This is a genomic window from Mycobacterium sp. (assembly GCF_049278535.1).
Classification (GTDB): Bacteria; Actinomycetota; Actinomycetes; order Mycobacteriales; family Mycobacteriaceae; genus Mycobacterium.
The window spans coordinates 1-21,528 of record NZ_JBAPMI010000370.1 but is presented as its reverse complement, the minus strand read 5'-3'; the positions used below and the strand labels follow the sequence as shown (position 1 = coordinate 21,528).

Here is a 21,528-nt window from a genome sequence, read left to right as displayed (position 1 = left end):
CGGTCAACGGGCCGGCCGTCGGCGCCGGTCTGAACCTGGCGCTGGCCGCCGATGTGCGGATCGCCGGGCCAAAAGCGTTGTTCGACGCCCGCTTTCAGAAGCTGGGAATTCACCCGGGCGGCGGCGCGACGTGGATGCTGCAGCGTGGGGTCGGACCGCAGGTGGCCCGCGCGGCGCTGCTGTTCGGCATGCGCTTCGACGCCGAATCCGCTGTGCGACATGGCTTGGCACTCAGTGTCGCCGACGATCCGGTTGCCGCCGCTTTGGAGCTGGCGACCGGCCCGGCGGCTGCGCCGCGCGATGTTGTGCTGGCCACCAAGGCCACCATGCGCGCCACGGTCAACCCCGGATCACTCGATGTCGACCAGCACGAGCTTGCCAAGGACACCGAACTCGGACCGCAGGCTACCTCGATTCAGTCACCCGAATTCGCCGCCCGACTGGCCGCGGCGAAGCGGAAGTAGTCCTATAGGTCGAGCAGCGCGGTCTCCGGCGATTCGATCAGCCCGCGCAGCTCGCCCAGGAACTGAGCAGCGTTGGCGCCGTCGGCGATTCGGTGGTCGAACACACACGTCAGCGTCATCTGCGGGCGGACGACCACTCTGTCCTCAACTGCCATCGGCCGCGGTTTCAATGACCCCATGCCGAGGATCGCCGCTTCGGGGTAGTTGATCACCGGTACGCCGCCGTCGAGCCCAAGGGCCCCGAAGTTCGACACGGTGAACGTGGAGCCGGTCAGCTCGGCCGGCTTCAGAGTGCCGGCCCGGGCATCCCGAATCAGCCGGGCCACGGAGTCGGCGAGTTCGCGGGTGGTCTTGTCCTGTGCGTTCGCGACGACCGGGACCAGCAGGCCGCGCGGAGTCGCGACCGCGAAGCCCAGGTGGACCGCGTGGTGCGAGTGCACCTGGCCGCCGTCAGGACCATCCACCCAGGTGGAATTCAGGATCTTGTTGTGCGTCAACGCGATAACGAGTAATCGCAGAGTCAGCACGAACGGCGGGATGACCTCGTCGGCCTCCCCGGCGAGCGGGCTCAGCCGATCCCGAAGCCGTACCAAAGCCGTGCAGTCGACGTTCACACTCGCGTGTGCATCGGGAATATTGCTGCGAGACAATGCCATTCGCTCTGCCATATGTGCATGCACTCCGCGGACCGGCAGCACATCATAGGAGACGCCGGGCCGTTCAGCGCCGACGCCGGCAGCGGCCAGCACCGCATCGCGACTGATCAGACCGTCGTCGCCGGGCGATACGTCGTTGAGGTTCACCAACAGGTCGGCAGCCAGTTTCCGCACGCTCGGTTTGGCTTTGGGGCGCCTTCGACTGGTGTCCAGCGCGTCGTCGGCGCCGTATCCGACCAGTACCGGCTTTCGGGTCGATAGCTCACCGTTGGTCGCCGGCGCGCTGTCGATGCGGGCCAGCATCGAGCCGACCGCCAGCACGTCACCTTCGGCGCCACGTATTTGGACGATCCGGCCCGCATACGGGCTGGGGATTTCGACGTTGGCCTTGGCGGTTTCCACCGAGCACAACGGCTGGTTGAGTTCGACGGTGTCGCCGACGGCGACGAGCCAGCAGGTCAGCGTCACCTCTTCCAGACCCTCGCCGAGATCGGGCACGACAAATATCTTGACGTGGTCATCGGCCGGCCCCGGGTTCATGGTTGCTCCAGTGCGCGCTCGACGCAATCGAGCAGTCGGTCCGGTCCGGGCAGCCACAGTTTCTCCAGTCGCGCCGGCGGATACGGAGTGTCGAACCCGCAGGCGCGCAACACCGGTGCTTCGAGTTCGTAGAACATTTCCTCTTGGATGCGGGCTGCCAGCCCCGCCCCGTAGCCGAGGCTCCGTGGTCCCTCGTGCAGCACCACACATCGCCCAGTCCGGCGAATCGACGCGGCTACCGTGTCGAAGTCCAGCGGAACCAGCGACCGCAGATCGACGACCTCGAGACTCCAACCATGTTGCTGCGCAGCCATTTCCGCGGCCGCCAGCGCGGTACCTACCAGGCCGCCGTAAGTCAGCACGGTGACATCGGTACCGGAACAACGCACCATCGCCTGCCCGATTCCCGCGCCGGGGCGGGTCGTGTCGACGACTTCGCGACCCCAGTACCGTCGCTTGGGCTCCAGAAACATCACCGGGTCCGGACACGCGATGGCGTGGCGCAGCAACCAATAGGCATCCGATGGCGTCGATGGCACAACCACTTTCAAGCCAGCGGTGTGCGCCCAGTATGACTCGGTGGACTCCGAGTGATGCTCGACGGCGCCAATCCCGCCGAATGACGGGATCCGCACCGTGACTCCCATGTTGACCTGGCCGCGGGTCCGGGTCCGGTACTTGGCCAGATGGCTGACCACCTGATCGAATGCCGGATAGGAGAATCCGTCGAACTGGATCTCGGGCACCGGTACGAATCCACGCAGCGCCAGCCCGACCGCGATACCGATCACCGCGGACTCGGCCAACGGGGTGTCGAAACAGCGTTGCGGTCCGAATGTTGCGGTCAGGCCTTCGGTCACCCGGAAGACTCCGCCCAACGTTGCGACGTCTTCACCGAAGACGAGCACCCGGTCATCGGCGGCCATTGCGTCGTGCAGTGCGTGGTTGAGCGCCTGGACCATGGTCAACGGCGACGCGGTGAGCGTTTCGGTCGGCGGCGCTTCCGGCACCGCGGCCGGCCGGAATGTTGGCGGTTCGGCGATCTGAGTCATCATGCCTCCCGCAGGATTTCAGCGCGCAACTGCTGGCGTTGGGCCTCAAGGCCGGGCGTCATCTCCGCGTAGACCGAGGTGAAGACTTCGTCGATGTCGATGTCGGGTGCGGCGAACACCGCGTCGCGCAAATCGGCGCGCAACCGTTTGGCCCGCGCGGCGATCCTGTCCTCGAGTCGCCGCGACCACAGTCCCTGACCGTCCAGGTACGCGCGGTAGCGCGGAATCGGGTCCAGCGCCTGCCAGCGATCCAGTTCTTCTTGGCTGCGATATCGCGTCGGGTCGTCGGAAGTGGTATGCGGCCCAAGCCGATACGTGACTGCCTCGATAAGCGTCGGCCCGTCGCCGGCTCTGGCCCGCGCGGCGGCTTCCGCCGTTACCGCGTAGCAGGCCAACACATCGTTACCGTCCACCCGGACGCCGGGCATGCCGTACCCGATTGCCTTGTGTGCGATGGACGGTGCGGCGGTTTGACTGTGCAGCGGAACCGATATCGCCCACTGGTTGTTCTGCACGTAGAACACACACGGCGCTTTGAACACCGCCGCGAAGTTCAGTGCCTCGTGGACGTCGCCTTCACTGGTGGCGCCGTCGCCGAGGAAAGCCACCGTGATCGAATCCTCGCCAAGCCGCTGGGCAGCCATCGCGGCGCCGACGGCGTGCAACGTCTGGGTGCCGATTGGAACCGATATGGGAGCACAGCACTTTTTGGTGAAATCCAGCCCGCCGTGCCATGTTCCGCGCCAGGCAGCGCCGACTTGGCCGGGGGCGAGGCCGCGGACGAGATAGACGCCCAATTCGCGGTATTGGGGAAACAGCCAGTCGGTCTTGCGCAGGCAGGCCGTCGCGCCGACCTGAGCGGCCTCCTGGCCGCGGCACGACGCGAACAGCGCCAGCTCACCTTGCCGCTGCAAGTTGACGAATTCGGCGTCCACGTCGCGGGTGACCACCATCATCTCGTAGAGCCAGCACAGTGTCTCGGCGGGTAGTTCGCGGCTGTAGCGGGATTCCGCTGTCGGCGATCCGTCCGGGCCGACCAGTTGCACCGGCTCGAGGTCGACAGTCATCGGCGGGTGAGAGACCTCGGCCATGCCGCCTCCTACGCGCAGGCGTGCGGCGGGTCAGAGCAAACCCCAATACCGAGGCTGCTACGAGCCGGCTTCACCTGCCAGGTGCACGATCCGCTCGGCTCGCCGCAACACGGGCGCATCCACCATTATGCCCTCAAATGCGAAGACACCGCGTTCATCGACGGCTGCGGCAAGAACGTGTCGTGCCCACTCGACCTGGTCAGATGACGGCGCATATCCGGCCCGGATGACGGGCACCTGGCTGGGGTGGATAGCAACCTTCGCGTCGAAGCCCACAGCGACGGCGTCGTCGACCTCGGCGCGCAGCCCATCGAGGTTTTTGATGTCGAGATAGACCGAGTCCAGCGCGAGGCGACCGTAGGCCTTGGCCGCCAACAGCGACTGCGAGCGGACGTGACGGGCGACCTCGCGGTAGCTGCCGTCCGGATAGCGGTTCGCGGTGCCGCCAAGCACCGCGAACAGATCCTCGGCGCCCCACATCACCGCGACCGCGTTGTCTACCTGGACCGTCTCCGTGACGACCAGGGCGCCCTTCGGCGACTCGACCAGCACGATCACGTCCAGCGGCGCCAGTGCGCTGATATGTTCGACCGCTTCGCATTTCGGCAGCATCACGGTGTCGTACGGGGTGCTTTTCAACGTCTCGAGGTCGAGCTCCTGGTCGGCGGTGCCGAATTGGTTGACGCGCACCACGGTGCGAGCCGGGTCGAGTTGCACGTCGATGAGCGCCTGTCGTGCGGCAGGCCGGTCGGCGGCCGCGCAACCGTCCTCGAGGTCGAGGATCACGACATCGGCTGCGGCCGCGGCTTTTTGGTAACGCTCAGGACGGTCGGCCGGGCAGAACAGCCATGCCGGTCCTGGATTTCGCAGACCCATCAGTCGGTAGCCTCCGCGGGCTGCATGCGCACCAGGGTCTTGCGGTTCGCGGTGGCGACCACCTCGTCATGCTGGTTCCGGCCGGTGTGCGCGAACGTCACGATGCCCTCCCCTGGCCGGCTCTTGGAGGCCCGCTTCTCGAGGATGACGGTTTCGGCGTAGAGGGTGTCGCCGTGGAAAAGCGGCTTCGGGAAGGCGATCTCGGAGAAGCCGAGGTTGCCGACGATGGTGCCCTGGGTCAGCTGCGCAACGGACAACCCGACCAGGGTCGACAGGGTGAACATCGAATTCACCAACCGCTGATTGAAGGGCGGCAGTGCGTCGGAGAATGCGGCATCAAGATGCAGCGCTTGGGTATTCATGGTCAAAGTCGTGAACAACACGTTGTCGGCCTCGGTGATGGTGCGGCCCGGACGATGCAGATAGCGCACGCCGGTCTCGAATTCCTCGAACCACAACCCGCGCTGAACGATCGTCTTGACCGGTTGCTCACCGTTCTCTCCGCTCACAGGCCCACCGTTCGTCTCGTTCCAGTGACTCGCTGGCGCTCGTTCCGCTCGCTCGACTTCACAGCCCAACCTCGCGGGCGATCAACATCAGCTGCACTTCGGTCGTCCCCTCGCCGATCTCGAGAATCTTGCTGTCCCGGTAGTGCCGGGCCACCGTGAATTCATTCATAAACCCGTAGCCGCCGTGAATCTGGGTGGCATCTCGGGCGTTGTCCATGGCCGCCTCGCTGGCGATCAGCTTGGCGATCGCCGCCTGCTTCTTGAACGGCTTTCCGGCCAGCATCAGCGCCGCGGCGTCGTAGTAGGCGGTGCGGGCGGTGTTGGCGCGGGCTTCCATCCGCGCGATGGTGAACGCAATGGACTGGTATCGGCCGATCGCCTGCCCGAATGCTTCGCGTTCACGCGCGTACTTGACGCTCTCGTCGACGCACCCCTGCGCAGCACCGGTCGACAGCGCGGCGATCGCGATGCGGCCCTCGTCGAGAATGCGCAAGAAGTTGGCGTAGCCGCGACCGCGCTCGCCGAGCAGATTCTCCTCAGGCACCCGCACGTCGTCGAAGCTCAGCGGATGAGTGTCCGAGGCGTTCCAGCCAACCTTGTCGTAGGCGGGCTCGGCGGTGAATCCCGGTGCCGGCACCGGAACCAGGATCGACGAGATCAATTTCTTACCGTCGCGCTCGCCTGTCACCGCCGTGACGGTGACAAGCTTGGTGATGTCGGTCCCGGAGTTGGTGATGAACTGCTTGGAGCCGTTGATCACCCACTGGCCGTCGTCGAGTTGCGCGGTGGTCTTGGTGGCGCCGGCGTCGGTGCCACCGCCCGGCTCGGTCAAACCGAACGCACCGAGGGCGCGACCGCTGGCCAACTCCGGCAACCATTCCCGCTTTTGCGCATCGGTGCCGAACCGGTAGACGGGCATGGCGCCCAGTGATACACCGGCCTCCAGCGTGATCGCCACGCTCTGGTCGACCTTGCCCAACTCCTCCAGCGCCAGGCACAGGGCGAAGTAGTCGCCGCCCATGCCGCCCCATTCCTCGGGGAACGGCAGACCGAACAGACCCATCTCGGCCATGCCGGCGACCACTTCATACGGGAAGGAGTGCTCGGCGTCGTGCCGGGCTGCCACCGGAGCGACGACACTTTGGGCGAAGTCGCGGACCGTCTTGGCCAACTGCTGGTATTCGTCCGGGAGCGTCCCGGTCGACAGGAAATCACTCATGGTCCTCAGCTTCTGTATTTGTATTAGCGATAATTCGAGCCAGCGACTGGCCCACCTTGACCTGGTCGCCCACGGCGACGAGGAGTTCGACGACACCGCCGATGGGCGCCGTCAGCGCGTGCTCCATCTTCATCGCTTCGACCGTGACGACAACCATCGCCGCCTCGATCTCAGCGCCATCCTCGACGCTCACCGCGACGACCGCCCCGGGCATGGGGCTGGTCAATTCGGCGTCGCCGCTGTGCTCTTCGTCGGCACGCACCGGCGCTTCGCGGACCTCCTCGAGCACCGCGAACACTCCGTCGCCGGCCAGCCATGTCTTGCGGTCTGCCTGGGCAACCGTGTACGTGGCACGCACGCCATCGAGAGTGACCGTCAACCGCTCACCTGCCAAAGCAGCCTGCAGCGAACGGGATTCGCCATCCTCGATGCGGACCTCGGCAGCGTCCGGGGCGCCCGAGATGTGGACGTGGTCAGTGCGCTCACCGGACCGCAGTCGGATGCTCACCGGCGCTCGCCGCCCGACCCGCCACCCGGAGGGAACTTCCCACAGGTCGGCGCCCGGTGCCGGGAAGCATCGCAACCAGTGGACTGCCGCGGCCGCGACGAATAGTTCGTCAGCGGGCGGTGCCGCGACGAAATCGCCGGCACGGCGGTCCAAAAGCCCGGTGTCGAGCCGGCCCGCGACGACATCGGGATCGGCCAGCAGAAAGCGGGCGAAGTCGATGTTGGTGATCACCCCGAGTACCGCGGTGTCGGCCAGGGCACGGTCCAGAGTTCGCAGCGCGGCGGCTCGATCCGGGCCGTGCGCAATCACTTTCGCCAGCATCGGATCGTAATCGCTGCCGACGACCATTCCCGCGGACACACCCGAATCAATCCGCACGCCCGTCGCATCGGGCTCTAGTACGGCCAGCACGTCGCCGCCGGTGGGCAGGAAGCCGTGCGCCGGATCCTCGGCGTAGACCCGCGCTTCAATCGCGTGGCCCTGTAACGCAATATCAGCCTGGTCGACGGTCAGCTTCTCCCCCGCGGCGACCCGAACTTGCCACTCGACCAGATCCCATCCGGTGACCAGCTCGGTGACCGGATGCTCGACCTGCAGCCGGGTGTTCATCTCCATGAAGAAGAACTCCTCTGGGCGATCGGCTGAGACGATGAACTCCACCGTGCCCGCGCCGGTGTAGTCGACGCTCCGGGCGGTATCGCAAGCGGCGGCGCCGATTCGCGCTCGCGTCTCGGCATCCAACAGTGGCGACGGAGCCTCCTCGATGACCTTCTGATGCCGGCGCTGAAGGCTGCACTCCCGCTCGCCGAAGTGCACGACGTTGCCGTGGGTATCGGCCAGAACCTGGACTTCGATGTGCCTGGGGCGCAGCACGAATCGCTCGAGAAACAGCGTGTCGTCGCCGAACGCGGCGGCCGACTCCCGGCGGGCGCTGACCAGCGCGGCGGGCAGGTCGGCCGACCGCTCAACCATGCGCATACCCTTGCCGCCGCCACCGGCGGAAGGTTTGACCAGCACCGGGTAGCCGATCTCGTCAGCGGCGGCGATCAGTTCTGGGTCGCTGAGCCCCGGCCGCGCGATGCCGGGGACCACGGGCACACCGAAGGCCGACACCGTGCTCTTGGCGGCGATCTTGTCGCCCATGGTTTGGATGGCACCCACCGGTGGCCCGATGAACGTCACTCCCGCGGCCGCCAATGCGGCTGCGAAATCTGCATTTTCCGAAAGGAATCCGTAGCCGGGGTGCACGGCCTGAGCTCCGGTGCGCACGGCCGCGTCGACGATCGTGGCGATGTTCAGATAGCTATCCCGTGCGGGTGCCGGGCCGATCGCGACCGCGAGGTCCGCCGAGGCGACGTGGCGCGCGTTGGCGTCGGCGTCGCTGTACACGGCGACCGACCGGAGGCCCATCGCCTTGAGAGTGCGAATGACCCGGACCGCGATCTCGCCCCGGTTGGCGACCAGAACCGTGTCGATACCCATCGCGCTCACATCCGGAAAACGCCGTATGAAACCGGGTTGACCGGCGCGGTGGATGTCACCGAAAGTGCAAGACCGACAACGGTTCTGGTGTCGGCTGGATCGATGACACCGTCGTCCCAGAGTCGGGCCGTCGAATAGTACGGGTTGCCCTGGTGTTCGTATTGCGCGCGGATCGGGGCCTTCAACGCTTCTTCCTCCTCGGCGCTCATCTCTCCGCGCACCGTCGCTAGTACCGATGCGGCTTGCTCGCCGCCCATCACCGAAATCCGGGCGTTCGGCCACATCCACAGGAAGCGCGGTGAATACGCCCGCCCACACATCGAGTAGTTGCCCGCGCCGTAGGATCCGCCGATCACGACGGTGAGCTTGGGTACCCGCGCGCAGGCCACTGCGGTCACCATCTTGGCGCCATGCTTGGCGATGCCGCCGGCCTCGTAGTCGCGACCCACCATGAACCCGGAAATGTTCTGCAGGAACAACAGCGGCACCATCCGCTTGTCGCACAGCTCGATGAAATGCGCACCCTTGACCGCGGATTCGGAGAACAGCACCCCGTTGTTGGCGACGATGCCGACTGGATGGCCGTGGACGTGGGCGAACCCGGTGACCAGCGTATTGCCGTATTCGGCTTTGAACTCGACGAATTCGCCGCCGTCGACAAGTCGGCTGATGACGTTGTGGACGTCGTAGGGAATCCGGGGGTCGACCGGCACCACGTCGTACAGCTCCGACTGATCGGCAATCGGGTCGACCGTGGGCAACACATCCCAGATCCGCTGCCCGCGCGGCCCCAGCGTCGAGACGATGCGTCGGATGATCTGCAATGCGTCGCGGTCGTCGTGCGCCAGATGATCGGTGACGCCGGAGATCTTCGAATGCAGTTCTCCCCCACCGAGATCCTCGGCCGACACGACCTCGCCGGTGGCCGCCTTCACCAGCGGTGGTCCCCCCAGAAAGATGGTGCCCTGGTTGCGAACGATCACTGCCTCGTCACTCATGGCGGGGACGTAGGCGCCGCCCGCTGTGCACGATCCCAGCACCGCCGCTATCTGAGGGATGCCCTGAGCGCTGAGATTGGCCTGGTTGTAGAAGATTCGGCCGAAATGGTCGCGGTCCGGGAACACCTCGTCCTGCCGGGGCAGGAAGGCGCCCCCGGAGTCCACCAGGTAGACGCAGGGCAGCCGGTTCTGGCTGGCGATCTCCTGCGCTCGCAGGTGCTTCTTGACCGTAATCGGGTAGTAGGTACCACCTTTGACCGTCGCATCGTTGGCAACGATCATGCATTCGCGGCCTGAGATCCTGCCGATGCCGGTGATGATGCCGGCGCCGGGACATTCGTCGTCGTACATGCCGTCGGCGGCGAGCGGCGCGATTTCGAGCAACGGACTACCGGGGTCGAGCAACCCGTCCACACGATCCCGGGGCAGCAGCTTGCCGCGGTCGACGTGGCGCGTGCGGGAGCGTTCCGAACCACCAAGGGCGGCCGCCGCCAGCTTGTCGCGTAACTGCCCGACGAGCGCGGTGTGCGCGTCGCGGTTCTCCGCTGCAGAGGTCATCGGTTGCACGCCAATTTGGGTTAATGGTCACTAACTCGTGCTATGTTAGTGGCGATTAACCGAAGTGTCTAGGGAGGCGGGATGGCAGTGTCCGCTGCGGCCGACGGCAGCGACCGAACCCCAGCACCGAACCCGCGCAGTCGGCGCAAGTCAGACCGACGCCTGCAACTGCTGGCCGCCGCGGAACGGCTGTTCGCCGAGCGCGGATTTTCGGCGGTGCGGCTCGAAGACATTGGCGCCGCAGCGGGAGTCAGCGGACCGGCGATCTACCGGCATTTCCCCAACAAGGAGTCGCTGCTGGTCGAGTTGTTGGTCGGGATCAGCACTCGCCTGCTCGAGGGCGCCCGCCAGGTCCGGTCCCGACAGACCGCCACCGCGGCGCTGGACGGCTTGATCGACTTTCACCTCGACTTCGTACTGGGTGAGCCCGACCTCATCCGCATTCAGGATCGCGACCTGGCCTACCTGCCGGACGCGGCCGAACGCCAGGTGCGACGGGCCCAACGTCAATACGTCGAGGTGTGGGTGGGCGTGCTGCGCGAGCTCGATCCAGAGCTTGCCGAAACCGACGCCCGGCTGATGGCGCACGCCGCATTCGGCCTGCTCAACTCCACTCCGCACAGCCTGAAGCCGTCCGACGGCAAGGCGGCTCGGACGGCGCGCTCACGTGCGGTGATGCGCGCGATGACGGTCGCCGCATTGACCGTCGACGCCGCCCCGGATTAACCGGCATTGGCACTGTTCACCGGACGTTTCGCCGCCGACGGTTGCGCTGCAGGTACCCTGCAGAAATGAGGTGGGCATGAGCGATCGACGTCATCCCGAAGACACCCGTTCAGCCCAGGAGTGGACTGACCAAACCCAACGGTTGCGCCAGCCCTATTCGTCGTACACCGACCCGGCTTACAGCGGGCAGTCGTTCTATCCGCCCCCGTACTACCCCGGATCGCCGCCCGATCCGAACTCCGTGCACCCCACTGAGAAACTCCCCAGGCACTGGCAGCAGGGTCAGTTTCCGCCGGATCAGCCGCCCGATGAGCCCGAGCCCGGGCGACCCAAAGCACCGCGTTGGCTATGGATCGCCGCAGTCGCGGCGGTGGTGCTGGTCGTCGGACTGGTCATCGCGCTGGTGATCGCCAACGGCACAGCCAGTAGGCAAACGGCGGTGCCGGCACTGCCCTCGACGTCGAGCTCGCAAAACCCGGCGCCGAGGACGTCGACATCGCAGTCGCCCTCGGCCGCCGCACCCGAGCCGGCCACCACCGAACCCAGCCAGCCCGGTGAAGCGGGCGCGATGCAGACCGTGGTCTACAACGTCAGCGGCGACGGCCGCGCCATCAGCATCACCTACGTGGACAACGACGGAATGATGCAGACCGAATTCAACGTCGCGTTGCCGTGGACCAAGGAAGTGAGCCTGCCGGAGTCGGGCAACCGGACGCCGAACGTCACCATCGTGAACATCGGGCACGACGTCACGTGCTCGGTAACGGTCGACGGAGTCGAGATCAACCAGCGCAGCGGCGCCGGGCTGACGATCTGCAACGGGTCAGGCTAGAGCGCTCAGCCCGCGTCTGCCGTGGCGATTCGGTGCGGGGCACGCACCATCAGCAGGATGATCAGCCCAACCACCATCACCAGACACAGGCCGCCCATACCGGCGCGCACCGCCCCGAAGGCGTCAACGAACACCGAAAACAGCCAGGGCGCCACGAACGACACCGCGCGTCCGGTCATCGTGTAGAGGCCGAAGGCCACGCCTTCCTTTCCATCGCTGGACATCCTGAGCAGCAGCGTTCGCGCCGATGCCTGGGCCGGTCCGATGAACAGACACAACAGCAGCCCGGTGATCCAGAACGGACGAGGACCCGACACCACCATCATGGCCAGCGCCGCCGCGATGATGCTGGCCAGCGATCCGATGATGACCGGCTTGGAGCCGATCCGGTCGTCCAAGAACCCGCCCGCGACGGCGCCCAGCGCCGCCACCACGCTGGCTGCCACCCCGAAGATCAGCACGTCGGCCGGCGAGATCCCGTAGGCGTTGACGCCCACTACGCCGCCGAAGGTGAAAACGCCGGCCAGGCCGTCGCGAAAGATGGCGCTGGCGATGAGGTAGTAGACGAGGTTGCGGTCGCGGTGCCACTCGGTGACCAGGTCGCGCCACAACTTGCGGTAGCTACCGAAGACGCCGCGGGCGGGACTCGATGCCTCCGGCGGCGAAGGCAACCGATGCGCGGTCAGCAGCAACGGCATCGAGAACACCACAAACCAACCCGCAGCAACCAGCATCGCTATCCGCACGTTCATGCCGTCACCGATGGGTAGATCCAGAAACCCGCGGGTGTCTCCCTTGCCCGCGATGCAGCCGAAGTAGGCGATCACCAAAAGTCCAACGCTGCCGACGAAGGCCGCCGCCAGGCCGAAACCTGAGATCCGGCCGGAGTTCTGCGGCGTCGAAAGCTGACGCAGCATCGCGTTGTAGGGCACGCTGGCCAGATCGCCGCACGCCGCGGCGGCAGCCAGCAACACCAGCCCCGGCCACAGGTATTCCGGGCGGTCGCGGATCAGGCTCATGGCGCTCACCAAGCCGACCACCATGCCGGTCAGCACGGTCAAGGCGATGCGTCGCCGTCGCGAGTTCTCCACCCACACACCGATCAGCGGTGCCAACACAGCGATTGTCACTCCGGCGATCGCCAGCGCGCGACCCAGCCAGCTTGCCGGCGGTACGCCACCGGGCAAGTCCTTGCCGACGGTGCCGGTCAGATAGACGGAGAACACGAACGTCACCACTACAGCACTCACGCCGGCCGATCCGGTGTCCCACAGCGCCCATGCCAGCGCCCGGGCTCGCTCAGATCGTGGCGAATCGTCACTGCTGGAATCAGGCATCGTTGGTCTGTCTACCATTGGCGCATGCCGGTACCCGCCCCCAGCCCCGATGCTCGTGCCGTTGTTACCGGAGCCTCGCAGAACATCGGCGAAGCGTTGGCCACCGAATTGGCCGCACGCGGCCACAGCCTGATCATCACCGCGCGACGCGAAGATCTGCTCAACACCCTGGCCAGCAGCCTGACCGAGAAATACGGCGTCACCGTGGAAGTGCACCCCGCCGATCTCGCCGATACGGCCGAGCGCGCGAAATTGGTCGACGAGCTGGCCGCCCGGAATATCTCGATCCTGTGCGCCAACGCCGGTACAGCCACTTTCGGTTCGGTCTCCACTCTGGACCCCGCCACCGAGCGGGCCCAGGTACAGCTGAACGCGGTCGCGGTACACGACCTGGTGTTGGCGGTGCTGCCCGGGATGATCGAGCGCAATGCCGGCGGCATCTTGATTTCCGGTTCGGCAGCAGGCAATTCACCGATCCCCTACAACGCGACCTATGCCGCGACGAAGGCGTTCGCGAACACGTTCAGCGAGTCGTTGCGCGGCGAACTGCGCAAAACCGGTGTGCACGTGACGGTGCTGGCCCCGGGCCCGGTGCGCACCGAACTACCGGACCCCTCCGAGGCGTCGATCGTCGAGAAGCTGGTACCGGACTTTCTGTGGATATCCACCGAGTACACCGCAAAGAAGTCGCTAGATGCCTTGGCGCGCAACAAGATGCGTGTAGTGCCTGGCGTGACGTCCAAGGCGATGTCGGTGGCAAGTCAGTACGCGCCACGTGCCATCGTCGCGCCGATCGTCGGAAGCTTCTACAAGAAGATGGGCGGCTGATCTATCGACGGCGCTTGCTGCCGCCGCCGAACATGTTGCGAATGATCTCGGTGCCCAACGCCTTGAGGAAGGTCTGGAAGCCGCGACTATTGACGAATCGACTGAACCAGCCAGGCTTTTTCGCGGCTTCGGGCGCGTTCTTCGATCCCGCTTGCGCAGGTTGCTCGGCTTGAGCCTTTGCTTTTTCGGCCTCGATCTTCTCGTACGCCGATTCCCGGTCCTTGGTCTCACCGTAGGTCGCCTGCAGCGGGCTGGCTTTGGCCGCGGTGCCGATCGCGTCATCACCGAGGGCGGCCATCAGCGATCGCGGTGAGCGCAGCCTGGTCCACGCCACCGGGGTTGGGGCACCACGCTCCGACAACACGGTGACGATTGCTTCGCCGATGCCCAGCGACGTCAACGCCGAGGCCAAGTCGTAGACATCGGTTTTCGGGTAGGTGCGAACAGTTTTCGTCAGGGCCTTCTGGTCATCTGGCGTGAACGCGCGCAGGGCGTGCTGGATGCGCGCGCCCAATTGAGAGAGCACCTCGTTGGGCACATCGGTGGGCAACTGGGTGCAGAAGAACACGCCGACGCCCCGGGAGCGGATCAGCTTGACCGTTTGCTCCACCTGCTCCAGGAACGCTTTCGACGCATCGGTGAACAGCAGGTGCGCCTCATCGAAAAAGAAGACCAGTTTGGGTTTGTCGACATCGCCGATTTCGGGCAAGGTTTTGAAAAGATCGGACAGCACCCACATCAGGAATGTGGAGAACAACACTGGACGCGCGGCTTGAGCGCCGAGTTCCAGCAGCGAGATCACCCCGCGGCCCTTGTCGTCAAACCGCAACAAGTCCTTGGGTTTCAGTTCCGGCTCACCGAAAAAGGTATCGGCGCCTTCGGCTTCCAGATTGACCAGGGCGCGCAGGATGACGCCGGCCGTTTGCGCGGAGACACCGCCCAACGACTTCAAGTCGGCCTTGCCCTCGTCGCTGGTGAGCTTCCCGATGACCGCGCGCAGGTCTTTGAGATCAAGCAGCTCGTAGTTGTTCTGCTCGGCGTAGTGGAAGATCAATCCAAGTGTCGACTCTTGAGTAGCATTGAGTCCCAATACCTTTGACAGAAGAATTGGGCCAAAGCTGGCGATCGTGGCCCGCACCGGGACGCCGATGCCACTGGTTCCTAGCGACAGGAAGTCCACCGGAAAGGCAGTTGCCGCCCAGTCGTCACCGGATTCCTTGGCGCGAGCGGTGACCTTGTCGCTGCTTTCACCGGGGCGCGACAGACCGGAAAGGTCGCCCTTGACGTCGGCCATCAACACCGGCACGCCCGCTGCCGAGAGTTGCTCGGCGATCACCTGGAGCGTCTTGGTCTTGCCGGTTCCGGTCGCGCCGGCCACCAGACCGTGCCGGTTGACGGTGGCAAGCGGGATGCGGATCTGCGCGGTCGGGTCTGTCTTGCCGTCGATGACGACGGCACCCAACTCCAGGGCTTGGCCCTCGACGGCGTAGCCGGCTGCGATCTGCTTTGCGGGGGTCGCTGTCGATTCAGTGCTCATAGACCCTTGTCACTCCCCTAGTTGCCGTGGTCTCGATCACGCACGACCTTACTGGCTGCCGTGCTCAGGCGGGGTGGCTGCAGGGCCGCCAGCTAACTTTGCCTACTGTGAACGCTGTGCGGGACGAACTGGTGTGGATCGACTGCGAGATGACCGGCCTGGACTTGGTTTCGGACAAGTTGATCGAAATTGCTGTCCTGGTCACCGATGCTGAGCTGAACATTCTCGGCGATGGCGTCGATGTGGTGATCCACGCCGACGACGCGGCGTTGACGTCGATGGTCGACGTAGTGACCCAGATGCACACCCGCTCGGGACTGATCGACGAGGTGCGGGCGTCCACTGTCGACCTGGCGACCGCCGAGGCGGCAGTGCTCGACTACATCCGTCAACACGTCAAACAAGCCAAAACCGCGCCGCTGGCGGGCAACTCGATTGCCACCGACCGTGGTTTCATCACCCGCGACATGCCGGCACTGGACTCGTTTCTGCACTACCGGATGATCGATGTGAGCTCGATCAAGGAGCTGTGTCGCCGCTGGTATCCACGGATCTACTACGGTCAGCCGGCCAAAGGCCTGGCCCATCGCGCGCTGGCCGATATCCACGAGTCCATTCGTGAGCTGCAGTACTACCGGCGCACCGCGTTCGTACCGCAACCGGGCCCCACGACCAGCGAGATCGCCGAGGTCTCCGACGAGCTCGGAGTTGAACCGCCCACGCCGGAGGAAACAGATTCGCCCGCGGAGGACTCGACCGGCTAGTATCGACGGCGCTGCTACGGCACCTCGAGTGACCGGTCGGTAGCGATGGTGGGTGTAGTTCAGTTGGTAGAGCGTCAGGTTGTGATCCTGAATGTCGCGGGTTCGAGTCCCGTCACTCACCCGGCAGATCAGAGGGCGTTTTAGCCCTCTGATCTTTTTCTTTTCGCTGGGGGCTGGCGGCGCTATTGCAGCGTTGGCTGGCAACGCGAGGCTGGTGCGGCAACTTATGCTGTTCCAGGCGACGCAAAGCGGAGGGCGCACATCATGGCTCGACTGATCCCAGATGAGTGACCTGACGCCCGACGACGTACGCCGTTGGGACGCTGGCGCGGTGCTCAAGGTTTTCCAGGTCGCCAACGGACGCGCGGACACCATGCAGAGCTTCGGCGACGATCTCGGTCAGGTCGGCCAAAGCCTCTCCGACTGGGACGGCGAGGCGGGAGCCGCGTTCCAAAACAGCCTGGGCAGGGCGCGCACCGACATCGAGGCCGACGGACGCGAATCCCGGCAGGTGGCATCGGCGGTGTGCAACGCGTGGGAGGACGTGCAGATCACCAAGGGAATGATGCGCGAGGTCGAAGGGACCGCCCAGGGGCTGGGTTTCAGCATCACCCCGGACTGGAAGGTCGACATCGGCAACGCCGGGCTGCTGATGGGAGCGACCGAAGCCCAGTTGGAGCAGCAGATCCTGCAGAGCGAGCTCGACACCGTAAAAGCCAAGGCGCACACCACCGATCACGAACTGGCCGCCGCGATCCGAGGCGCGGTCGGCGACGCCAAGCTAGACGACAACGGACGCGAACTACCCCAAGCGCCACCTCCAGCGGACGGGTACAAACCGGTCACGGCTGACCAGCTGATGCAAATAGTCCCAAGCCTGAGTAAGGCTCGAGCCGACGAAATCGTGGGTCCGCTCAACGATGCGATGCAGCAGGGCGGCATGAACACGCCTCAGCGGCAGGCGGCGTTCATCTCCCAGGTAGCTGAGGAGTCCGACCGATTCCACACATTCGAGGAATATGCCGACGGCAGCGAGTACGAAGGCTCGACCGGACTGGGTAACACGCAGCCTGGTGACGGACCAAGGTACAAGGGCCGCGGCGCAATACAAGTCACCGGCCGATACAACTACACCCAAATGAGCAAGGATCTCGGCGTCGATTTCGTCGATCACCCGGAGTTGGCGGCAGAACCGCAGTATGCGTTCAAGACTGCGCTGTGGTACTGGAGCACTCACAACGGGAACGCGGTGGCAGACACCGGCGATATTGTCAGAATCACTGAGATGGTCAACGGTGGAACACACGGGTTGGACGTCCGAACTCAGTTCTACAACAATGGATTGCGAGTGCTTGGCTGATGAAAACACGTTGCATCCCGAAACCAATCCCCCGGTGGGCCGCGCTCCTCATAGCGGCCGGCATCGTAGGGTGCAGCCCGACTAGTCATCCACCAGCACCGAGCTCACCCAGTGTGAGGGTCGCCCCGGTATCGTCAACCACGTCGCCGGTATCCACCGACAATGCCTGCGCGCAAGCGCAATTCAGCCCGCAGCAATTCACCGGAGACTGGACTGAGCCGGGTGAGACAACCGTCACTACCCTCGACCCTGGCGGTGCGCTGAAATTCCGCGGCGGCAACAACCAGTCGGGCACCTGGAGCTACGAACCGTGGGAACTCACCCCGGCGAAGGATCACGTGCCTGCCGGCGAAGCCAACCACTGTGTCCTGTGGCTGCATTGGACAAATCCGGGACCTCCGCTGGATCTGGTTTATGTGCCACTCAAGGTCAGCGGCACATCGATTCAGCTCAGCTACGTCGGCCGCGGCAACACCGTTACCTGGGTGCGCCCAGCTGCTTCCGGTTGACCAGTAGCCATTCGGCGCGCGTTTGACTAGCCGCGTTGGCTTAGCGCTGACTGCGCGAGGCGGCTCTACGCATCTCGAGCTCGAATCCGCCCGCCTCTGCCGCGTAGCCGATTGCGCCAACCGCGACGCCGACCACTTGCCAGAGGACGTGCCCGCTGAACAGAGCAAGTTGACCGCGGACGTTGCGACTGACGGCCACCTCGGTTTGGTGACCGAGAGTTCTATTCACACCCATAGATTAGGAGCGGTCAGACGCGCATGCGCGAACGGCCGCCCAGTCGGCGTGTCGGGGTGCCGCGAGTGCGAATTAGGTTGCTAGATAACGAATGCGGCGTAACTAATCGGTGTCACGCTTTGGCGTTGCCGGCGTGCCATTGATCCCATGGGATGTTCCAGTCGCCGAGCCCTTCGGTCCCCGACAGCGGTGGGCCGATCGTGTTGAGCACCTGGACGATGTCGCCGCGTTTGGTGTGCTCGAAGAACCATCGGGCGTTGCTCGGGCTCACATTGAGGCAGCCATGGCTGGTGTTGGTGTGGCCTTGGGCGCCCACCGACCACGGCGCCGAGTGCACGAATACCCCGCTGTAGGACATCTGGGTGGCGAAATCCACCTCGGTGCGATATCCGTTGGGCGAATTTGCCGGTACGCCATAGGTCGACGAATCCATGATCATGTGGGCGAATCGCACGCCAAGGATGTAGGTGCCGCTGGCGGTGGGAGTGCTGTCCTTGCCCATCGACGTCGGCATGGTCTTGACCACTTCGCCGTTGACCCGCACTGTCACCATCTTCGTGTTGTCGTCAGCCGTCGCGATGACCTCGTCACCGACGGTGAAGTGCGAGCGCACGTTGTCCTCGCCGAACACCCCGTCACCCAGATCGACACCGTAGGTGTTGACCGCGATGTTCACGGTTGTTCCCGGCTTCCAGTAATGCTCAGGGCGCCAACGAACTTCGCGATTATTCAGCCAGTAGAACGCGCCCTCGACGGGCGGATCGGTGGTCACCACGATGGCCTTCTCGGCGGCCTCACGGTTCCCAATGTTCTCGTCGAACTGGATCGCCACCGGCTCGCCGACACCCACCACCTCGCCGTCGTGCGGCATGGCGTACGGCATGGTCAGGTTGTGGGGCGAGTGAGTTTGGAAAGTCAGCTGGCGAGTGGCCACTCCGCCCAGCCCGCGCGCCTTGGCGGTCAGTGTGTACATCCTGTTGTAGCCCAACCGCTCGGTGGTCGCCCAGTGCACGCCGTCGGGGCTGAGGTGGCCGTCAACGGTCCCACCGTTCTCGTTGACCATCTCGACGGAGGCCAGCACACCATCGTCAGCATTGACCGTCACGGGGCTGTCCACCGCGACACCAACAGCACCGTCGGTTACCGATGCGCTGAGTTTGGGAACCAACAGGTCACTGAACGGCGTGGCCTTGTCCATGATGGCTTTGGGCGCCGGAGCGCCGCCGTTGCCGCTGCAGGCCCCCGCGCCGAAAACGGCAAGCGGCACCACCAGCACAGCCAGCCACCGCCGGAGTCCGTGCTGAGACGTGTTGAAGCGACTTGCCACCTGCGTTGTTCCCCTTCACGACGTGAAATGGTGTGTTACTGACGAGTATTCTAGGGCGTGGACGACCGGTAACAGCCACCAGCGATCAATGTCCAGCTCGACGATTTCACCCGCCGATGGAATGACTGTTATTGTCTCAAACGCAGTCCAGCGGGATGCACGCGCCGTTAGCTCAGTTGGTAGAGCAGCTGACTCTTAATCAGCGGGTCCGGGGTTCGAAACCCTGACGGCGCACCATCACAAAACGTCTCTGGCCCGTCGGCCAGACGCGGGATGGCCGGCCCAGCCGGGTGCTGACAAAACTTACAGCAGGTTCGCAGCCGTTCAGCCAGCGTGTTTGATGATTTCGGGTTAGCGTTAAGTTATCCGACCAAGAGTCAGGAGGCTGACCATGTGCCGTTACCTCATCACCGTCGAGTTCGACGATGGTCAGCTGGCGACTACGCAGTATTCGTCGCCGAGTGACGTGAGAACCAAGCTGGCCGAAGTGGTCCACGATTTGACGGACGAAGACGGCATCGAGCACTTCCGCAGTGTGACGATCACTCAAGCTGCCTGACGGGGCCCAGCCCGCCCGCGCTGGCCCATCATGGCATTGCCTCGGCCCATTCGATATGCCCCTCAAAGCCAAGCGTTTTCGCCATCTCGCGGTAGCGATCCCGAAGGTGCGCGTAGGACGCGGAATCGCCGTGAGCCCGCGCCACGAGAGCCCGCAGCCGCAAGAGCCAGATCTCGCGCACTGCGAAACCACCATCGCCGTCGGCTGACCGCTCGATCGTGGCCTCCGCCAACCTCTCGATCGCGGTCTCGGCTTCGGCCAAGTCGCCCTCGGCGCCCCGATCGAGCAGTGTTTCCACCAGAACACCTGTCGCCGGAATGCTCCACCCCAGCAACCGTCCGTCGCGGAACTGGCCGTCTGCGGCCGCGCGCAGGCGCGGTATGGCGCCATCGCGATCTCCGCGTTGAGCCTTTTCACGAGCCAAGCAGACCTCGACGATAGGTAGATCAGTCAGGAAGAACCGCCGGCGCAGGAGCACTTCGCTGACCTCCGCCAGGATCTGCTGCCCCCGGTCACGCTCCTCGTCCATCTGGCGGTGCACCAGCGCAATACCCAGCGTCATCCGGGAGATGGCCAGCGCGACATCGTCACCGGATTGTTCGGCAATTCGCAGGGCGTCCTCGATCTCGCCCATCGCGCGATCGTCGGGCCTCAGCATGCCTGGCGGTATTGCCGCGGAGTACGAGTAGGTGACGACGGTGGCGTAGGACATCGGGTCGGTGCTGCGGGCCATGGCGAGGCCGTTCCGCAGGTCGTCGCGCCATCCCGGAAGCCCCAGGCAATAACTGGCTGTAGCCCGCGTCGTAAGGGCGAGCGCTAACGGAGAGCCGATGATGAAATTGCCTTTTGAGGGATCGCCGTCGGCCAGATCGATGACCATCTGCGACCACCGCAGGGCGTCAGGCCATTCGGCGCACTCAGCTCTGGCGTAGATCGACGCGAGGGACAGGCCCACGGTCAACGTCGGATCGTCGAGCGACTCGATAAGGGCCATCGCTTCCGATGCGAGGTGCGACGCCTCGTGCAGCCGGGCCTGGTGCATGTGATCCATCACCTGCCCCGCCATGGCGATGGCCAGTGAAGCCTTGTCGCCGGCAGCGGCGCACAACTCCCGCAACTCCTCGAAGCGGGCGCCTGTCGCACGTTCATGGACTCGCCAGGCGATCCCGCACAACATGGTGCGAGGAGCAATGCGCATGGATGTTCGGTCGGGATCATCTGCGGATAGAGTGTCGGCGATCGTCCGGGCACGCTCCCAACTCCGCCAGGCGGCGTTGATGTCCCGGTTGGTCGCCCAGGTTGCAGCCCGCATCTGCCAGCCGTATGCGGCGCGCCGATCACCGGCCGCCTCCAGATGCTCGGCAATCAGGGTGGCATTTTCATCGCTTGTTGCCGGATTACCCGACTCGATGGCAGCCGCGACGCGCCGATGCAGCTCGGCGCGATCCGATTCGGGCTGCGATTCGTAGGCCACCGTGCGGATCGACGGATGATGAAACACGTACTCCGGTTGCCGGGTGAAGCGGACTCTGTCGATGAGCTGAGCGGCCAGCAGATCATC

General features: G+C 64.9%; 20 protein-coding genes, 2 tRNA genes and 1 pseudogene. 10 read left to right on the top strand and 13 right to left on the bottom strand.

The window, feature by feature from the left end:
• On the top strand, positions 1-464 hold a 464-nt coding region (locus WAO18_RS24085), incomplete at its 5' end, for an enoyl-CoA hydratase-related protein (protein WP_422208739.1).
• A 2-nt stretch (positions 465-466) separates the two neighbouring features.
• Here the strand turns inward: WAO18_RS24085 and WAO18_RS24080 are convergent.
• From WAO18_RS24080 to WAO18_RS24045, 8 genes are read right to left on the bottom strand one after another with little or no spacing between them, the layout of a single operon-like run.
• Positions 467-1,660 (bottom strand): dihydrolipoamide acetyltransferase family protein, encoded by a 1,194-nt coding sequence (locus WAO18_RS24080; protein ID WP_422208738.1) that lies wholly within the window; start codon positions 1,658-1,660, stop codon positions 467-469.
• Positions 1,657-2,712, bottom strand: coding sequence for a 3-methyl-2-oxobutanoate dehydrogenase subunit beta (bkdB, locus tag WAO18_RS24075; RefSeq protein ID WP_422208737.1), 1,056 nt, complete (start codon positions 2,710-2,712; stop codon positions 1,657-1,659). Before bkdB ends, WAO18_RS24080 begins: the two co-directional genes overlap by 4 nt.
• Positions 2,712-3,803 carry a pyruvate dehydrogenase (acetyl-transferring) E1 component subunit alpha gene (pdhA, locus tag WAO18_RS24070; RefSeq protein WP_422208736.1) on the bottom strand — a complete coding sequence of 364 codons (1,092 nt, stop codon included), beginning with the start codon at positions 3,801-3,803 and terminating at the stop codon, positions 2,712-2,714. The genes bkdB and pdhA overlap by 1 nt, the downstream gene beginning before the upstream one ends.
• A 57-nt stretch (positions 3,804-3,860) precedes the next feature.
• Positions 3,861-4,679, bottom strand: a complete 819-nt coding sequence (locus WAO18_RS24065; protein ID WP_422208735.1) for an HpcH/HpaI aldolase/citrate lyase family protein — start codon at positions 4,677-4,679, stop codon at positions 3,861-3,863.
• On the bottom strand, positions 4,679-5,188 hold the full coding sequence (locus WAO18_RS24060; RefSeq protein ID WP_422208734.1) for a MaoC family dehydratase: 510 nt from the start codon (positions 5,186-5,188) through the stop codon (positions 4,679-4,681). The genes WAO18_RS24065 and WAO18_RS24060 overlap by 1 nt, the downstream gene beginning before the upstream one ends.
• Positions 5,189-5,246: 58 nt before the next feature.
• Entirely contained in the window at positions 5,247-6,407 is a 1,161-nt protein-coding gene (locus WAO18_RS24055; RefSeq protein WP_422208733.1) for an acyl-CoA dehydrogenase family protein, read from the bottom strand.
• A complete protein-coding gene (locus WAO18_RS24050) occupies positions 6,400-8,397 on the bottom strand; it encodes a biotin carboxylase N-terminal domain-containing protein (protein ID WP_422208732.1) in 1,998 nt (665 codons plus the stop codon). The genes WAO18_RS24055 and WAO18_RS24050 overlap by 8 nt, the downstream gene beginning before the upstream one ends.
• A 5-nt stretch (positions 8,398-8,402) precedes the next feature.
• Positions 8,403-9,953, bottom strand: coding sequence for a carboxyl transferase domain-containing protein (locus WAO18_RS24045; RefSeq protein WP_422208731.1), 1,551 nt, complete (start codon positions 9,951-9,953; stop codon positions 8,403-8,405).
• An 81-nt stretch (positions 9,954-10,034) separates the two neighbouring features.
• On the opposite strand from WAO18_RS24045, the gene WAO18_RS24040 reads away from it, so the two are divergent.
• Positions 10,035-10,679, top strand: coding sequence for a TetR/AcrR family transcriptional regulator (locus WAO18_RS24040; protein WP_422208730.1), 645 nt, complete (start codon positions 10,035-10,037; stop codon positions 10,677-10,679).
• Positions 10,680-10,755: 76 nt separating this feature from the next.
• Positions 10,756-11,511, top strand: a complete 756-nt coding sequence (locus WAO18_RS24035; protein ID WP_422208729.1) for an MmpS family transport accessory protein — start codon at positions 10,756-10,758, stop codon at positions 11,509-11,511.
• A 5-nt stretch (positions 11,512-11,516) separates the two neighbouring features.
• Here WAO18_RS24035 and WAO18_RS24030 read toward each other — a convergent pair whose 3' ends face one another.
• Positions 11,517-12,848, bottom strand: coding sequence for an MFS transporter (locus tag WAO18_RS24030; RefSeq protein WP_422208728.1), 1,332 nt, complete (start codon positions 12,846-12,848; stop codon positions 11,517-11,519).
• Positions 12,849-12,872: 24 nt separating this feature from the next.
• Here WAO18_RS24030 and cmrA point away from each other — a divergent pair, with 24 nt between their 5' ends.
• Positions 12,873-13,676, top strand: a complete 804-nt coding sequence (gene cmrA, locus WAO18_RS24025) for a mycolate reductase (protein ID WP_422208727.1) — start codon at positions 12,873-12,875, stop codon at positions 13,674-13,676.
• Between the two features lies 1 nt (position 13,677).
• On the opposite strand, the gene WAO18_RS24020 is transcribed toward cmrA, so the two are convergent.
• The gene (locus WAO18_RS24020) at positions 13,678-15,213 is read right to left on the bottom strand and encodes a helicase HerA-like domain-containing protein (RefSeq protein ID WP_422208726.1); all 1,536 of its coding nucleotides are present in this window, start codon (positions 15,211-15,213) and stop codon (positions 13,678-13,680) included.
• 116 nt (positions 15,214-15,329) lie between these two features.
• Here WAO18_RS24020 and orn point away from each other — a divergent pair, with 116 nt between their 5' ends.
• The 4 genes from orn (at position 15,330) to WAO18_RS24000 (ending at position 17,846) form a co-directional block, all read left to right on the top strand.
• Positions 15,330-15,977, top strand: a complete 648-nt coding sequence (gene orn, locus WAO18_RS24015; protein ID WP_422208725.1) for an oligoribonuclease — start codon at positions 15,330-15,332, stop codon at positions 15,975-15,977.
• Positions 15,978-16,025: 48 nt separating this feature from the next.
• A tRNA-His gene (locus tag WAO18_RS24010) sits at positions 16,026-16,098 on the top strand.
• 162 nt (positions 16,099-16,260) lie between these two features.
• A complete protein-coding gene (locus WAO18_RS24005; protein WP_422208724.1) occupies positions 16,261-17,337 on the top strand; it encodes a glycoside hydrolase family 19 protein in 1,077 nt (358 codons plus the stop codon).
• A gap of 113 nt (positions 17,338-17,450) precedes the next feature.
• On the top strand, positions 17,451-17,846 hold the full coding sequence (locus tag WAO18_RS24000) for a hypothetical protein (protein WP_422208723.1): 396 nt from the start codon (positions 17,451-17,453) through the stop codon (positions 17,844-17,846).
• 40 nt (positions 17,847-17,886) lie between these two features.
• On the opposite strand, the gene WAO18_RS23995 is transcribed toward WAO18_RS24000, so the two are convergent.
• Both WAO18_RS23995 and WAO18_RS23990 read right to left on the bottom strand, forming a co-directional pair.
• Positions 17,887-18,075, bottom strand: coding sequence for a hypothetical protein (locus WAO18_RS23995; protein ID WP_422208722.1), 189 nt, complete (start codon positions 18,073-18,075; stop codon positions 17,887-17,889).
• 118 nt (positions 18,076-18,193) lie between these two features.
• Entirely contained in the window at positions 18,194-19,408 is a 1,215-nt protein-coding gene (locus tag WAO18_RS23990) for a L,D-transpeptidase (RefSeq protein WP_422208721.1), read from the bottom strand.
• A 161-nt stretch (positions 19,409-19,569) separates the two neighbouring features.
• Here WAO18_RS23990 and WAO18_RS23985 point away from each other — a divergent pair.
• Together WAO18_RS23985 and WAO18_RS23980 are read left to right on the top strand one after the other, a co-directional pair.
• Positions 19,570-19,645, top strand: a tRNA-Lys gene (locus tag WAO18_RS23985).
• A gap of 154 nt (positions 19,646-19,799) precedes the next feature.
• Positions 19,800-19,967 carry a hypothetical protein gene (locus tag WAO18_RS23980; protein ID WP_422208720.1) on the top strand — a complete coding sequence of 56 codons (168 nt, stop codon included), beginning with the start codon at positions 19,800-19,802 and terminating at the stop codon, positions 19,965-19,967.
• Positions 19,968-19,995: 28 nt separating this feature from the next.
• On the opposite strand, the pseudogene WAO18_RS23975 reads toward WAO18_RS23980, so the two are convergent.
• Positions 19,996-21,528, bottom strand: a pseudogene (locus tag WAO18_RS23975) (cyclase); the annotation flags it as partial.